The organism is Archangium violaceum (assembly GCF_016887565.1).
Classification (GTDB): Bacteria; Myxococcota; Myxococcia; order Myxococcales; family Myxococcaceae; genus Archangium; species Archangium violaceum_B.
On sequence record NZ_CP069396.1, the window covers coordinates 5090361 to 5105520 of the forward strand.

The window sequence follows — 15160 nt, forward strand, 5'->3', positions numbered from 1 at the left end:
TGGACATGCGACGCATTCTTGGATGGATGACGGTTGTCATTCTTTGTTGTTGGGTGGGGACGGCGGTCGCGGAGGAGCCGGCGGATGCGCGGCTACAGGAGGCGCAGACGGCCTTCGACGAGGCGAAGCAGCTCCACAACGCGGGCAAGTTCGTGGATGCCACCTCGCGGGCCGAGCATGCGCTCGCGCTGCGGGAGGCGGTGCTCGGGGGCGCGCATCCAGAGGTCGCCAGGAGTCTGCAATTGCTGGGGGCCATCTACCTGGCGCGAGGGCAATTCGCCCGGGTCGAGCCCCTGCTTCAGCGCGGACTGGAGATCCGGGAAGCGGCGCTCGGGAAGGACCATCTCGACGTCGCCGACTCGCTCAATGGCCTTGGCAAGTTCTATTCGGATCGAGGGTCGTATGAGCGCGCCGAGCTCCTGCTTCAGCGCGCGCTGAAGATCCGGGAAGCGGCGCTCGGCGAGAACCATCGCGACGTCGCCATGACGATCAACAACCTCGCCAACCTCTACAGTGCACAGGGTTTGTACGCGCGTGCCGAGCCCCTCTACCAGAGGACGCTCGCGATCTACGAAGCGGTTCTCGGCACCCAGCATCCCCTCGTCGCCCGATCACTCAGCAACCTCGCCATCCTCTACGCTCAACAAGGGTTGCACGGCCAGGCCGAGCCGCTCCTCGAGCGTGCACTCGCCATTCTCGAGGCGGCGCTCGGGAAGGACCATCCCGACGTCGCCCAGGTACTCAACAACCTCGCGGGCCTTTACCATGATCAAGGTTCGTACGAGCGGGCCGCGCCACTTCACGAGCGCGCGCTGGCCATTCGCGAAGTGGCCCTGGGCAAGGTCCATCCCCTCGTCTCGATGTCGCTCATCAACCTCGCCAACGTCTACCTTGCCCAGGGTCTGTATGAGCGGGCGGAGCGCCTCTACGAACGTGCGATTGCAATCAATGAAGCAACGTTCGGGAAGAGCAGCCCTCACGTTGCCACCGCCCTTGGCAACCTCTCCACCGCCTACATCACCCGGGGTGCTTATGACCGGGCCGAGCCGTTGCTTCAGCGTGCGCTCGCGATTCGGGAAGCGGCCCTGGGCAAGAATCACCCGGATGTCGCCCACTCGCTCAACGGCCTCGCCAATATCTACAGGTTCCAGGGGTTCTACGATCGCGCCGAGCCGCTTTATGAGAGGGCCCTCTCGATCTGGGAAGTGGCCCTGGGCAAGAACCATTCCCTCGTCGCCACCGTGCTCGGCAATCTCGCGCAGCTCCACAAGGTCCGGGGGCAGTACGAGCGGGCCAGGTCGCTCAATGAGCGTGCGCTCGCGATTCGGGAAGCGGCCCTGGGCAAGAACCATCCCGAGGTCGCTGAGTCACTCGACAGCCTCGCCAATCTCTACGTGAATCAGGGGCTCTATGCTCGGGCCAGGCCGCTCTTCGAGCGCGCGCTCGCCATCCAGGAAGCAGCGTTCGGCAAGAACCACGACCGGAGCGCTCGCGTGCTCAACAACCTCGCCGGCTGCTACGAGAGCCAGGGGGCCTATGAGCGGGCCGGGCCGCTGTTCCAGAAGGCGCTCGCCATCTTGGAAGAGACCGTCGGTGCGAATCACCCCAACGTCGGCAGGGCGCTCGGCTCCCTTGCCCAGATCCGGTTGGCCCAACATCGTCTCACCGAGGCCTTGCCGCTGTTCTCTCGCTCCTTCGCCATTTCCGAGGGGCGTTTGCGGCAGGAGGCCTTGTCCTTCTCGGAGTCTCGCCTGACGAGCTTCCTCGCGCTTCTGCGTGCCGAGGAGGAGCGGCTCTACGCGTTGCTGCGCGCGCATCCAGACGACGCCGCCGTGAGGCGTCTGGCCCTGGGTGCCGCGCTCCTCCTCAAGGGCCGCTCCGTCGAGGAGACGGCCGACACCTCGCGCACCATCTACCGGAGCCTGGGCACCGAGGACCGTGACGGTTTCGAGCGGCTGCGAGGACTGCGCGCCCGGATCGCCAAGCTGTCGCTCGATGGCCCCGGCTCGCTCGCACCCGCCGACTACCAACGGCGCCTGAAGGAGCTCACCGAGCAGGGTGACGCCCTCGAAGCCGATCTGGCCAGGCGCTCGGCTCCCCTGCGCGTATTGAGGGCGTTGCCGGCTCCCGATGAGATTGTCGAGCGCGTCGCCGCGGCGCTTCCCGAGGACGGCGTTCTCGTCGAGCTCCTCGCCTACACGGACTATCCACTCAATCGCAAGCGCAAGCCCGGCACGCCAGAACGGGAGACGCCGGGTGAGCCCCGCTATCTGGCATTGGTGCTCTTCCCCGACGGGCGGACCCGAGCGCTCGACCTGGGGCCCGCCGCGCCCATCGATGCCGCCGCCTCGCGCCTGCGCGATGCCCTGGCCATCCGCGACGCCTCCTTCCAGACCCACGCCCAGGCGCTTCATGACCAGGTCTTCCGGCCCCTGTTGCCGCTGCTGGGTGAGACCCGCCGCCTGTTCCTCTCTCCCGACGGACAGCTCGGCCTCGTCCCCTTCGCCGCCCTGCACGATGGCCAGCGGTTCCTCGTGGACGCCTTCGACATCACCTATCTCACTTCGGGCAGGGACCTGCTGCCACGCCCCCAGGACACGGCTGCCTCGCACTCGGTGGTCGTCCTGGCTGACCCGGACTTCAGCGCCGCTCCCCTGGCACCCACCTCCTCGGAGGCTCCTGCCTCGGAGCTGGCCGAGCGTTCCGCGTCCCTCGAGCGTTTCTTCTCCGCGCGGAGTGCCGAGCTGGCGGAGGGCTCGTGGACACCCCTGCCCGGCACCCGCCAGGAGGCCGAGGCCATCCAGCGTCTGATTCCCCAGGCCCAGCTCTTCCTGGGTCCGGAAGCCACCAAGGAGCGGCTGCTGCACCTGGCCACGCCCGGGGTGTTGCACGTGGCCACCCATGGCTTCTTCCTGGATGACGCTCCGGTGCCCGAGGGCTCGCGCGCCGTGGGCCACTTCGGTGCGTTGGGAGACCCGGCCCGAGCCCTGGCGCCCGACCCGCTGTTGCGCTCGGGGCTCGTACTGGCGGGAGCGCGTGCCCCGGCACCTGAGGGCTCCGCGAAGACGCCGTCCGAGGGCGCGCTGGTGACGGCGCTGGAGCTGGCGGGACTCAACCTGTGGGGCACGGAGCTGGTGGTGCTGTCGGCGTGCGACACGGGGCGAGGGGACGTGAAGCCAGGGCAGGGGGTGTACGGGTTGCGCCGGGCCTTCGTGGTGGCCGGAGCCGAGACGGTCGTCATGAGCCTGTGGAAGGTGAAGGACGACACGACGAGGCAGTTGATGGAGGGCTACTACCGCAACCTGCTGGCGGGGCAGGGGAGGGCCGTGGCGCTGCGCGAGGCGATGCGCGCATTGCGTCAAACCCAGCCCCACCCCCACGACTGGGCGCCCTTCATCGTCCTGGGCCGTGACGCCCCCCTGCGCTCGCTCGCGCCCGAGCCCCCGGGGGTCGCCGGAGAAATCATCCGCTGATTTCCTGCATGACTTTCCAGCTCAGGGGCTCTGCCTTCATGGGGGGCACCTGTTCGGGCCCCGAATTTGACACTTGCCTGCTGGAAAGGGCCCATGCGCATGCGCATCCGTTGGTTCTCCGCTTTGGTTGGAGCAGTCCTCTTCTGTGCCTGTACGGAGCAGCCACCCCCCGCCGACTGCAAGGCATCGCAGTCGCCTCCGGTCGCCCAGGCGGGACCGGACCAGACGATCAAGCCAGGCGCGCTCGTCACGCTCGAAGGGGCGGCCTCCACCGTCCCCGGAGAGCAGGGCCGCTATCACTGGACGCTCTCGAACGTTCCCAGCGGCAGCAAGGCCGGGTTGTCGGATGTCTCCAGCCGCACTCCCACCTTCACGGCGGATCTGCCGGGCCTCTACGTGGCCACGCTGGTCGTCTCGGACAGCTGCCAGCAGAGCAGTCCGGACACCGTCCTCGTGAAGGCCGAGCAGCCCGTGCCGCCCGAGAACCAGCGACCGGTGGCCCGCCCGGGTTCCTCCAGGCAGGTGGAGCTCGGCCTGCCCGTGGAGCTCGACGGCAGCGCCAGCTCCGATCCGGAGGACAGCGCGCTCACCTACAGCTGGTCCTTCGCTTCGGTCCCCTCGGGCAGCGCGGCCGTGCTCTCGCAGCCCACCTCCGCGAAGCCCTCCTTCACCCCGGACCTGGTGGGCGCCTACATCGTCCGGCTGGTGGTCAGCGACGGAAAGCTCGAGTCCGAGCCGGTGTTCATCACCCTCACCGGCAAGAACACCGGGCCCGCCGCGCCCGTCGCGCGTCCAGGTGCTTCACGCACCGTGCTCAGCCGCAGGCCGGTGACGCTGGATGGCAGCGCGAGCTCCGCCGCGAGCGGGGAGCCGCTCACCTACAGCTGGACCTTCGTCTCGGTCCCCACCGGCAGCACCGCCGCGTTCTCGGACGCGACCCTCGTGAAGCCCACCTTCACCCCCGACATGGACGGGGACTACGTCGTCCAACTGATCGTCAGCGACGGCCTGCACCCGTCCGCGCCGGCCACCCTCACCCTGACGGCCCAGAACCGGGCACCGGTGGCCAACGCGGGTGCCGACCTCATCGTCTCCGTGGGCTCCGCCGCGACTCCGAAGGGGCAGGGGAGTGACGACAATGGTGACACCCTCACCTTCACCTGGACGCTCACCCGCAAGCCCACGGGCAGTGCCTCGACCCTGAGTGGCGGCAACACCCCGACGCCTTCCCTCCGGCCGGATCTCGAAGGCACCTATGAGCTGTCGCTCGTGGTGGACGATGGCCGCGCCACGAGCCCCGCCGACACGGTGGTCCTCACCGCCGAGCGCCCCACCACCCACGGGCTCGGCCACCGCGTCCTCGACGCCGAGTACAGCAAGTCGCTCGACCGGGTCGTGATGGTCGCCGCCGACCCCAACACCCTCTACGTCTACGACCCCGCGACGCACACCGAGAAATCCGTGGCGCTGCCCCTGGCTCCCACCGCCGTGAGCGTGGCGCCGGACGGCAAGTTCGCGGCGGTGGGCCATGACGCGTACATCTCCTACGTCGATCTCTCCACGCCCGCGCTCCTGAAGAGCATTCCGGTGAGCGCGGACGCGTTCGACGTCGTTCTCGCGGGCAATGGCTATGCCTATGTCTTCCCCCGCGTGGACCAGTGGGTGGGGATCCACTCCATCGAGATCGCCACCGGGAAGGAGTCGCTGGGCTCCTCCTACTCCATCCGCGCGGGCACGCGGGCGCGCCTGCACCCGGGTGGCACCGCCATGTACGGAGCCGACAACGGACTGTCCCCGGACGATATCGAGCGGTACGACATCAGCACCGGGATCGCCAAGGTCGCCTACGACTCGCCCTACCATGGCAACTACTACATGTGCGGAGACCTCTGGTTCTCCGAGGACGGTGCCCGCATCTTCACCCGCTGCGGCAACACCTTCCGTGCCTCCAGCGTCAGGTCCGAGGACATGGTCTACGCGGGAGCGCTGTCCGGAGCCAGTGCCATCCATCACCTGACGCACTCCACCGCGGCCAACCGCATCGCGCTGGTGCAGGAGAGCTATGGCACCTCGGAGGTGGGCAAGCAGGTGCGCCTCTACACGCCCGACTTCCTCAACTTCGATCAGGCCATCCCGCTGCCGCCCTTCAAGGTGAACGCCACCGAGTACGCCAGCTACGGCCGTTTCGTGTTCTACTCCGCGGCGGGTGACAGGCTGATCGTGGTGGTCCAGGCCGCCGCGAGCTCCGGAATGCTGAACGACTACGGCATCGTCACCTTCTGAGGCACGATGCCGCGCCTGCGTGCGCGACGAGGGGGGGAAATGCGGCGGTTTCTCACGTGGATGACGGTGGTGCTCCTGTTCTGTGCGGCGGGAGCCGCCGCCGGTGAGGAGCAGCCGGATGCGCGGTTGCAGGAGGCGCAGACGGCCCTGGATGAGGCGAAGCAGCTCTACGGCGCGGGCAAGTACGCGGAGGCGACTTCCCGGGCCGAGCATTCCCTGGCCCTACGGGAAGCGGTACTCGGGGGCACGCATCCAGAAGTCGCCAAGAGCCTGCATCTGCTCGGCGCCATCTACCTGGCTCGAGGAGAATTCGCCCGGGCCGAGCCCCTGTTCCAGCGCTCGCTGGAGATTCGAGAAGCGGCGCTCGGGAAGAGCCATCCCGATGTCGCCGCCTCGCTCAATGCCCTCGGCAAGCTCTACTCGGACCGGGGGTTGTATGCTCGCGCCGAGCCCCTGCTTCAGCGCGCGCTGGAGATTCGGGAAGCGGCGCTCGGCGAGAAACACGACGACGTCGCCATGACGCTCAACAACCTCGCCAACCTCTACAGGGCACAGGGCTTGTACGCGCGCGCCGAGCCCCTCTACCAGAGGACGCTCGCGATTCATGAAGCGGTTCTCGGCGCCAACCATCCCCTCGTCGCCCAATCGATCAACAATCTCGCCATCCTCTATTATGGACAGGGGTTGTACAGCCAGGCCGAGCCGCTCTTTCAGCGTTCACTCGCCAGCCTCGAGGCGGCGCTCGGGAAGGACCATCCCGACGTCGCCTACGTGCTCAACAATCTCGCGAGCGTCTACCATGCTCGAGGTTCGTACGAGCGGGCCGCTTCACTTTACGAGCGCGCGATTGCCATTCGAGAAGCAGCCCTGGGCAAGGACCATCCCCTCGTCGCCACCGCGGTCGGCAACCTCGCCAACGTCTACCGCGATCAGGGCTTGTATGAGCAGGCCGAGCGCCTCTACACCCGTGTGATTGCCATCAACGAGGTAGCGTTCGGCAAGGACAATCCCCGCGTCGCCACCACTCTCGGCAATCTCGCCAACGTCTATATCGATCAGGGCCAGTATGAGCGGGCCGAGGCGTTGTTCCAGCGTGCGCTCTCCATTTGGGAAGTGGCCCGGGGCAAGGAGCATCCCGAGATCGCCCCATTGGTCACCGGCCTTGCCATCATCTACAGGCGCCAGGGGTTCTACGAGCGCGCGGCGCCATTCTATGAGAGGGCTCGCTCGATCTGGGAAGCGGTCCTGGGCAAGGACCATCCCCACGTCGCCACCGCGCTCGGTAATCTCGCGCAACTCTACAATGATCAAGGGCAATACGCACGGGCCAGGCCGCTCTATGAGCGTGCGCTGGAGATTCGGGAAGCGGCTCTGGGCAAGAACCATCCCGAGGTCGCTGACGCACTCGACAGCCTCGCCAATCTCTACAAGGAACAAGGGCAATACGAGCGGGCCAGGCCGCTCTTCGAGCGTGCGCTCGCCATCCATGAAGCGGCCTTCGGCAAGAAACATCCCGCGAGCGCTCGCGTGCTCAACAACCTCGCCACCTTCTACGATCACTCAGGGGCCCAGGAGCGAGCCGAGCCTCTGGTGCGGCGCGCGCTCGCTCTCTGGGAAGAGACCCTTGGCGCGAATCATCCCAACGTCGCCACGGCGCTTGGATTGCTTGCCCATATCCGGCTCGCCCGACATCGCCTCTCCGAGGCCCTGCCACTGCTCACACGCTCCTTCGTCATTTCCGAGGGGCGTCTGCGGCGGGAGGCCCTCGACTTCTCCGAGGTGCGTCTGGCCAACTTCCTCCAGTTCCTGCGCGCCGAGGAGGAAGGTCTCTACGCGCTGCTGCGAGCCCATCCAGAGGATGCCCGGGTCCGACGCCTGGCCCTCGGCGCCGTGCTCCTCCTCAAGGGCCGCTCCGTCGAGGAGACGGCCGACACCTCGCGCACCATCTATCGCAGCCTGAGCGCCGAGGACCGCGACACCTTCGAGCGGCTGCGAGGTTTGCGTACCCAGCTCGCGAAGCTCTCGCTCCAGGGCCCCGTTTCGCGAGCACCCGCCGACTATCAGCGGCGCCTGAAGGAGCTCATCGAGCAGGGCGACGCCCTCGAAGCCGACCTCGCCAGACGCTCTGCCCCCCTGCGCGCGCGCAGAGCGCTGCCGGCTCCCGATAAGGTCGTCGACCGGGTGGCCGCCGCTCTTCCCAAGGATGGGGCCCTCGTCGAGCTCATTTCCTACGTGGACCATCCGCTCGTTCACGCGCCCGGCACGAGCGAACCGAAGACGCCGGGTGAGCCCCGCTATCTGGCCGTGGTGCTCTTTCCCGACGGGCGGACCCGGGTGCTCGACCTGGGGCTCGCCGCGCCCATCGATGCCGCTGCCTCGCAGCTGCGCCATGCCCTGGCCATCCGCGACGCCGCCTTCCAGACCCATGCCCAGGCGCTCCACGACCAGGTCTTCCGGCCCCTGTTGCCGCTGCTGGGAAAGACGCGCCGCCTGTTCCTCTCGCCCGATGGACAGCTCGGCCTCGTCCCCTTCGCCGCCCTGCACGATGGCCAGCGGTTCCTCGTTGACGCCTTCGACATCACCTATCTCACCTCGGGCAGGGACCTGCTGCCGCGCCCCCAGGAAACGGCTCCCTCCCACTCGGTGGTCGTCCTGGCCGACCCGGACTTCAGCGCCGCTCCCTCGGCACCCACCTCCTCGGAGGCTCCTGCCTCGGAGCTGGCAGAGCGCTCCGCGTCCCTCGAACGATTCTTCTCCACGCGGCGCGCGAGTCTGGCGGAGGGCTCCTGGACGCCCCTGCCCGGCACCCGACAGGAGGCCGAGGCCATCCAGCGTCTGATTCCCCAGGCCCAGCTCTTCCTGGGCCTGGAGGCCACCAAGGAGCGGCTGCTGCACCTGGCCACACCCGGGGTGTTGCACGTGGCCACCCATGGCTTCTTCCTGGATGACGCTCCGGTGCCCGAGGGCTCGCGCGCCGTGGGCCACTTCGGTGCGTTGGGAGATCGGGCCCGAGCCCTGGCGCCCGACCCGCTGTTGCGCTCCGGCCTCGTGCTGTCGGGAGTACGAGCCCCGGCGCCTGATGGCTCCGCGAAGACGCCGTCCGAGGGCGCGTTGGTGACGGCGCTGGAACTGGCGGGACTCAACCTGTGGGGCACGGAGCTGGTGGTGCTGTCGGCGTGCGACACGGGCAGAGGGGACGTGAAGCCAGGGCAGGGGGTGTACGGGCTGCGCCGGGCCTTCGTGGTGGCAGGGGCGGAGACGGTCGTCATGAGCCTGTGGAAGGTGAAGGACGACACGACGAGGCAGTTGATGGAGGGCTACTACCGCAACCTGCTGGCGGGGCAGGGGAGGGCCACGGCGCTGCGCGAGGCGATGCGCGCATTGCGTCAGACCCAGCCCCACCCCCACGACTGGGCGCCCTTCATCGCCCTGGGCCGTGACGCGCCCCTGCGCTCGCTCGCGTCTGGACCCCAGGCGGCGCTGGAAAAATAGCCCGCGAATTCTTCGATGCATGAGTTCCCGGGTCACGGGCTCCTGTGTTGTAGGGGGGTGGGGTTCCCCCGGGCCCCTGGAGGAGGGGCGGGGCCCGGGGGCACTCCGTGCCATGTGCCCATCAGTACCTCAGCCCGGGAACCAGAGCGCCCAGCGTCCACTCACGATTGGCGCTGAAGCTGCCCACGCCGTAGGCACTGCCCCTGGCCTCGATGGTCATCCCGTTCCCCAGGCTGATGGCGACATGCTCGGGCCTGAAGAGCAGCGCTCCCCGGGTGCGCTTGGCCTGGTCGATGGAGATGACCGTGTTGTTGCGCTGGCAGTAGGGGATCTGGTTCATCGTCCCATCCGGCATGAAGACGCCCACCTGGTGCGCCGCCCATTCCACCAGCTCCGAGCAGTCGAAGGCCGAGGGGTTGGGATCGGCCAGATTGACCTCCGCGCCGTAGACGTAGCGATCGCCGGACTGCGACAGGGCTCTCTGCACGAAGGCCTCGGCCGTGGCGCTGGTGCCTAGCAGCCGGCTCCATGTCATGGGACCGACAATGCCATCCACCACGAGGCCATTGGCGCGCTGGAAGGCCATCACCGCCTGCTTCGTCTGCGCGCCGAAGATGCCGTCCACCGGCCCTGGGTTGTAGCCAGCCGCCAGGAGCCTGCGCTGGAGCTCGACGACCGCGGAACCACTGGAGCCTTCCTTCAACGTTTCGTAACTCATGATGTCTCTCCTCATTCGGTGGCGACGGAGTCGCCGTCGCCGGGTGATTGGTCATTTCGACCAATTGGACTGATGGGAGAGACACGGCATGTGACGAAAACTTATGAATGGCGGGGACCTCGCGGGTTTCTTCCAACGGATGGAGCGAGCCGCATGGTTGGTTCCCTCCCCGGGGAGCGGCCGTGCGGATAGCGGGCATGTCCAGCGCCCGCCGCGGGTATAAGGCGGAGCCAATGGCCGTCCGTTTCGAGCTCGTCACCACAGACCCCACCGGGGCCCGTGCCGGGGTGCTTCACACCCGGCGTGGCTCCATCCCCACGCCCGTCTTCATGCCGGTGGGCACCCACGCCTCCTTCCGCCACCTCGGCATGGACGAGGTGAAGGCCACCGGGGCGAAGATCCTCCTGTCCAACACGTACCACCTGATGCTCAAGCCGGGCATCGACGTGTTCCAGCGCTTCGGCGGCATCCACCCCTTCATGCAGTGGGACGGGGCGGTGCTCACGGACTCGGGCGGGTTCCAGATCTTCTCGCTGCCCGAGGACCGGCTCATCACCGAGAAGGGCGCGCACTTCCGCAGCTTCCACGACAACAGCCGCCAGCTCCTCAGCCCCGAGTCCAGCATCGCCATGCAGCAGGCGATCAACTCGGAGATCATGATGGTGCTGGATGTGTGCATCGACTCGCGCACGGAAGAGGCGGGCACACGCGAGGCCATGGAGCGCACCCACCGCTGGGCGCTGCGCAGCCTCGCGGCCAAGAACAAGGTGGACACCGGCCAGGCCCTCTTCGCCATCGTCCAGGGCGGGGTGCACCCGCACCTGCGCGACGAGAGCGCCGCCTTCCTCACCCAGCACCCCTTCGACGGCTTCGCCATCGGCGGCCTCGCGGTGGGCGAGACGAACGAGGAGCGCAAGGCCATGACGGCCCGCGCCGCCGCCTCGCTGCCCCAGGACAAGCCGCGCTACCTCATGGGCGTGGGCACCCCCACGGATCTGCTCGAGGCGGTGCTGCGCGGCGTGGACATGTTCGACTGCATCATCCCCACGAAGATGGCGCAGCAGGGCTATGCCTATACCTTCCAGGGGCTCGTCCGGATTACCCGCCAGGTGTTCCGGCTCTCGGACGAGCCGTTGGATCCCACGTGCGACTGCTACGTGTGCAAGCGCTACAGCCGCGGGTATCTGCAGCACCTCATGAGCGGCAAGCACCACACGGGCTCGCGCATGCTGTCCGTGCACAACGTGCACCACTACCAGCAGCTCACCTGGAAGATGCGCGATGCCATCCTCAAGGGCTCCTACGCGCAGGCCTACCGCGAGCTGAAGCAGGCCGTCGCCACGCCCAAGGATCTCAAGGACGCGAAGCTCGAGGTGGGGCCCGGCGCCGTCACCCTCAAGGAAGTGGGCTGAGCGCGTGGACGCACAGAACCCTCGGGATGGCGACTTCGAGCTGGTGACGTTGCGCAACGGCTCGCGGGCGGTGCGGCACCTCGGGCACGGGGAGGTGATGCACCCCTCGGTGGGCCCGTGGCAGGAGGCCCTGCGCCTCTACGTGGAGCAGTCGCGTCTGGCCGAGCGTCTGCGCACCCCGGGCGAGCCGATCGTCATCCACGACGTGGGCCTGGGGGCGGCCACCAACGCGGTGGCGGCGCTCACCTGCGCGCGCGAGCTGGGGGCCGAGCGCAAGCGGGGGCTGGAGCTGGTGAGCTTCGAGGTGGACCTGGCGCCGCTGCGGCTGGCGCTGGCGGACGCGGCGGGATTCCCCTTCCTGCAACCCTTCCGCGAGGCGGCCGAGGCGCTCATGCGCGACGGCGTGTGGGAGGTGGAGGGCCTGCGCTGGCGGCTGCACCTGGGGGATGCGCAGGGGCTGATCGGCGCGGGGCTGCCGAGGGCGGACCTGGTGTTCTTCGACCCGTTCTCCCCGGCGTCCAACCCGGAGATGTGGACGCCTCGGGTGCTGTCGCAGGTGAGGGCGTGCTGCCGGGAGGACGGAGAGGGCGCGCTGCTGCTGACGTACAGCGCGGCCACGCCCACGCGGGTGACGCTGCTGCTGGCGGGCTTCTACGTGGGAGCGGGGCTCTCCACGGGAACGAAGGGGGAGACCACGGTGGCGGCCACGCGCCGCGAGTCCCTGGCCGCGCCCCTCGGAGAGCGCTGGCTGGACAGGTGGCGCCGCTCCTCGTCCCGGGCCCCCCACGGTGAGCCGCTGACGCCCGAGCTCGAGGCGCGCGTGCTCGCCCATCCCCAGTGGCGAATGGCCTGAAACGACAAGAGGGTCACCCCCTTTCCCAGGGGCGACCCTCCAGTGGGTATCGCCGGAGCCATTCATTCGCGGCTCCGACGAGACTCGGGTTCAGGCTCCCTAGGCGGGAGGACGGGGCGCGGACGCGCTGTTCCCGGCGGCGCTCCGCGCGGTGAGCTCCGTGCCCACCACGGCCTCGGCCTGCTCGGACCAGCGCACGTGGTAGGTGGCGGACCGGCCGTCGAAACCCTCGGGGATGGCGACGACCCGCTGGCCACCCGCCAGCTCCGTCGCCCGGGCCAGCACGCCCGCCGCGAACGTCGGCTGGTCGGCCATGATGTCGCTCAGCCACACCTCCATCGAGGTGGACTCACGCTCCACGACCCGCACCTCGCTGCAGTTGGTGCTGCTGCGGAAGCCGAGCCGGACCTGTGCCAGTGCCCGCCGCGGACCCGCCAGCCGGACCATTCCCAGCAGGGCGCGACCGAACAGCGTGGAGAAGTACCCGTCGATGAACCGCTCGCCGAGCGAGTAGTACGCCGCTTCCACGGGCATCCCCGCGTAGATGTGATCCGCCGCCACGCGGAGGAACTGCCTCCACTGCTCATGCGTGTAGGTGGGAGACAGCTTCTGGTCGAGGTCGAGTCCAGCCTCGCGCAGACGCATCCGGCACGCCGGCGTGAGACGGTTCTCGAGTGCCCTCTGGAACAGCGCCTCGATGGTTCCTGCGTATACGAGCTTTTCGTCGCTCATGGGGTATTCGATATATCCGGTAAGCAGGCGTGAGCGCTACATGTCCGTTCAGGGACCGTGCAGTTATGCACGTTAGATGAATTCGTCCACCCCTATAAAGAGTGAGCGCATGTGGGCAGATCCGCTGCCGTTGATGGTCTGACAGGAAAAAGGAGGGGAGTGGGCTCACATGAGCGGTGCTCGTGTGGGGGAGGCCTACAGCCCCAGCACCTCGCGCCACCAGGTCAGGAGCGCCTTCACGCCGACCTTGCGGTCCCCGAGGCGGGCGGCGAGCACATAGGTGAGGGTTCCGGCCAGTACGAGGACGGCCCAGAGCCACGGGAGCCAGCGCGGGGTCTCCGGGGCGTTGCCCGCGGACTCAGTGGAGGATCTTGCGGAGCTCGAGTCCATCATCCGTCTCCTCCCTGAAGAGGGTCTCCGTGGCCAGCCCCGCGAGCTCCCTGTCCAGGGTCGCGCGCTTGCCGAGCACCACGGTGGGTTTCAAGCGCCGCACGGCCTGCTGGAGGCTCTCCTTGAGGAGGCTGTGCCCCAGGATCCGGTTGCCGAGGTCCGGCTTCCACAGGGCGGCCACGAAGGACACGTCCTCGGTGTACAGCAGCACGTCCTCGTCGCGGAGCCGGGAGGGCAGCTCCCCGAGGAAGGCGCCATGGAACCAGGGCCGCGACGTCGGGGTGCGCAGGGTCGCGAGCTGACGTGCCTCCTGGGGGCTCAGGTACCCGAAGCTCGCGGTGCCGAAGACGCACCAGGCGAGCCCGGCCAGCCACAGGGCCGCCACGGTGGTGTGCGCGACGCGCGGCAGGCGCCCGAGCAACGCCCCCAGCGCGACCGCCGCGAGCATCGGTACGTGCATCGAGTAGCGCCCGTACTGCCGGCCGGGATCCATCACGTGCAGCCCCACCGCCAGCAGGACGAACCAGGCCAGGGGCGTGAGGCGGCGGGCGCGCGAGGAGTCGACGGCGGCGAGTACCCCGGCGGTGAGCAGCGAGGGCAGTAACAGCATCAGCCACAGCGGGCCGAAGCCGGCGAAGTTGGTGTCGAAGTTGTAGAGCGGGCCGAACCACGTCCTGGCCTCGAGCCACGCGAAGAGCCAGCGTTGCAGGGGGGTGAGGGTGCTGGGCGGGCCCTGCCACGTGGCGACGAGGGCGGGGGAGAACCGGCCGGGCAGGTGGAGCGGCCCCACGTCGAGGATGAAGGGCCAGAGCGGGTTGCCGTACAGGAAGATGTTCCGGACGAACCAGTGGCCGCCGAGCAGCAGCAGGGCCAGACCCACCACTGCCGCCAGCCGCACGATGGCGCCCCTGGAGAGCTTCTGGCGCCAGCAGTACAGCGCGGTGGCCACGGAGGGCAGCGTGGCCCCCAGGTAGGGCCCCGTCGGCTTGCAGCCGGCCAGCACGCCTCCCATCACCACGCAGATGAAGAGGCCGGCGCGTCCACCCCGGGCGGCCAGGAAGAGGCCAGCGAAGACCATGCAGACCAGCGACGCGTTGGCCACGTCGATGTACGCGGTCTTGAGCTGGCACATCACCATGGGGATCTGGAAGGGGACGAACGCCAGGGGAGCGGCCAGCTCGCGGTCCGCGCCGAGCCGCCGGGACAGCACGTAGATCGCGAGGCACGCGCCGGGCAGGAACAGCAGCTGCACCAGCTCCACCCACTGCATCGAGCCGGAGAGGATGACGAAAGTGGTGCCGATGAGCTCGAGCGACTTGGGGTAGGCGTTGATGTAGTCGACGTTGTCCGCCACCGGGAATGGCCCCAGGTCCCCCGTCTGGAAGGCGTGGACCATGAAGGGCAGGTGGTAGAAGTAGTCGTCCCACCCGAGGGAGGGCGTCTGTGCCGCCAGCAGCGCCCAGAGGCACATCAGCGCGGCCACCGCCGCCGAGACGCGGAAGAGCGGGCTCCGGGGCCATTCGAGGGCCCGGAGGGAACGCAGGCCCTCTCCCAGCTCCGCCAGCGCGCCGCGGCGGACCAGGGTCGCGGCCCCGAGTGCGAGCGCCGTCCCGAGCAGCACCGGTCCGCGCAGCAGCCCCGCGGCGCCGAGCACCGTCGGGAGCGCCACCGCCAGCCCGAGCAGGGCGGACCCGGTGAGCAGCAGGCGCTCGGCTCCCCGGGCCTGGGGGTCCACCCGGAGACCGATGCGCCGGGCGGCCAGGAGCAGGGCGGCCAGGTAGAGGCAGATGAGGAGGAGCGCGAACAT

The 15160-nt window shown here is 68.7% G+C and carries 9 protein-coding genes; 5 read left to right on the forward strand and 4 right to left on the reverse strand.

The annotated features are described in order from the left end of the window. Positions 1-5 precede the first annotated feature (5 nt). The 3 genes from JRI60_RS20920 to JRI60_RS20930 all read left to right on the forward strand — a co-directional run bounded on the left by JRI60_RS20920 (position 6) and on the right by JRI60_RS20930 (position 9248). Entirely contained in the window at positions 6-3473 is a 3468-nt protein-coding gene (locus JRI60_RS20920; RefSeq protein WP_239470638.1) for a CHAT domain-containing tetratricopeptide repeat protein, read from the forward strand. Between the two features lie 93 nt (positions 3474-3566). Beyond that, positions 3567-5756: a PKD domain-containing protein gene (locus JRI60_RS20925; protein WP_204227612.1), complete on the forward strand. Its 2190-nt coding sequence runs from the start codon at positions 3567-3569 to the stop codon at positions 5754-5756. A gap of 39 nt (positions 5757-5795) precedes the next feature. Then, a complete protein-coding gene (locus JRI60_RS20930) occupies positions 5796-9248 on the forward strand; it encodes a CHAT domain-containing tetratricopeptide repeat protein (RefSeq protein WP_204227613.1) in 3453 nt (1150 codons plus the stop codon). A gap of 121 nt (positions 9249-9369) precedes the next feature. Here JRI60_RS20930 and JRI60_RS20935 read toward each other — a convergent pair whose 3' ends face one another. Then, positions 9370-9966 carry a peptidoglycan-binding protein gene (locus JRI60_RS20935; RefSeq protein ID WP_239470639.1) on the reverse strand — a complete coding sequence of 199 codons (597 nt, stop codon included), beginning with the start codon at positions 9964-9966 and terminating at the stop codon, positions 9370-9372. Between the two features lie 233 nt (positions 9967-10199). On the opposite strand from JRI60_RS20935, the gene tgt reads away from it, so the two are divergent. Then, positions 10200-11378 (forward strand): tRNA guanosine(34) transglycosylase Tgt, encoded by a 1179-nt coding sequence (gene tgt / locus JRI60_RS20940; RefSeq protein ID WP_204227615.1) that lies wholly within the window; start codon positions 10200-10202, stop codon positions 11376-11378. A gap of 4 nt (positions 11379-11382) precedes the next feature. Continuing rightward, a complete protein-coding gene (locus JRI60_RS20945; RefSeq protein WP_204227616.1) occupies positions 11383-12231 on the forward strand; it encodes a tRNA (5-methylaminomethyl-2-thiouridine)(34)-methyltransferase MnmD in 849 nt (282 codons plus the stop codon). 99 nt (positions 12232-12330) lie between these two features. Here JRI60_RS20945 and JRI60_RS20950 read toward each other — a convergent pair whose 3' ends face one another. From JRI60_RS20950 to JRI60_RS20960, 3 genes are all read right to left on the reverse strand, one after another. Beyond that, positions 12331-12963, reverse strand: a complete 633-nt coding sequence (locus tag JRI60_RS20950) for a DUF2378 family protein (protein WP_204227617.1) — start codon at positions 12961-12963, stop codon at positions 12331-12333. A gap of 195 nt (positions 12964-13158) precedes the next feature. After that, complete coding sequence (locus tag JRI60_RS20955) at positions 13159-13353, reverse strand: hypothetical protein (protein WP_204227618.1); 195 nt, start codon at positions 13351-13353, stop codon at positions 13159-13161. Next, the gene (locus JRI60_RS20960; RefSeq protein WP_204227619.1) at positions 13322-15160 is read right to left on the reverse strand and encodes a hypothetical protein; all 1839 of its coding nucleotides are present in this window, start codon (positions 15158-15160) and stop codon (positions 13322-13324) included. The genes JRI60_RS20955 and JRI60_RS20960 overlap by 32 nt, the downstream gene beginning before the upstream one ends.

What these genes read in the sequence shown, in the direction of transcription:
- JRI60_RS20920 (WP_239470638.1), top strand. Translation starts at nt 6, where the DNA reads ATGCGACGCATTCTTGGATGGATGACGGTTGTCATTCTTTGTTGTTGG.
- JRI60_RS20925 (WP_204227612.1), top strand. Translation starts at nt 3,567, where the DNA reads ATGCGCATGCGCATCCGTTGGTTCTCCGCTTTGGTTGGAGCAGTCCTC.
- JRI60_RS20930 (WP_204227613.1), top strand. Translation starts at nt 5,796, where the DNA reads ATGCGGCGGTTTCTCACGTGGATGACGGTGGTGCTCCTGTTCTGTGCG.
- JRI60_RS20935 (WP_239470639.1), bottom strand. Translation starts at nt 9,966, where the DNA reads ATGAGTTACGAAACGTTGAAGGAAGGCTCCAGTGGTTCCGCGGTCGTC.
- tgt (WP_204227615.1), top strand. Translation starts at nt 10,200, where the DNA reads ATGGCCGTCCGTTTCGAGCTCGTCACCACAGACCCCACCGGGGCCCGT.
- JRI60_RS20950 (WP_204227617.1), bottom strand. Translation starts at nt 12,963, where the DNA reads ATGAGCGACGAAAAGCTCGTATACGCAGGAACCATCGAGGCGCTGTTC.
- JRI60_RS20955 (WP_204227618.1), bottom strand. Translation starts at nt 13,353, where the DNA reads ATGGACTCGAGCTCCGCAAGATCCTCCACTGAGTCCGCGGGCAACGCC.
- JRI60_RS20960 (WP_204227619.1), bottom strand. Translation starts at nt 15,160, where the DNA reads ATGTTCGCGCTCCTCCTCATCTGCCTCTACCTGGCCGCCCTGCTCCTG.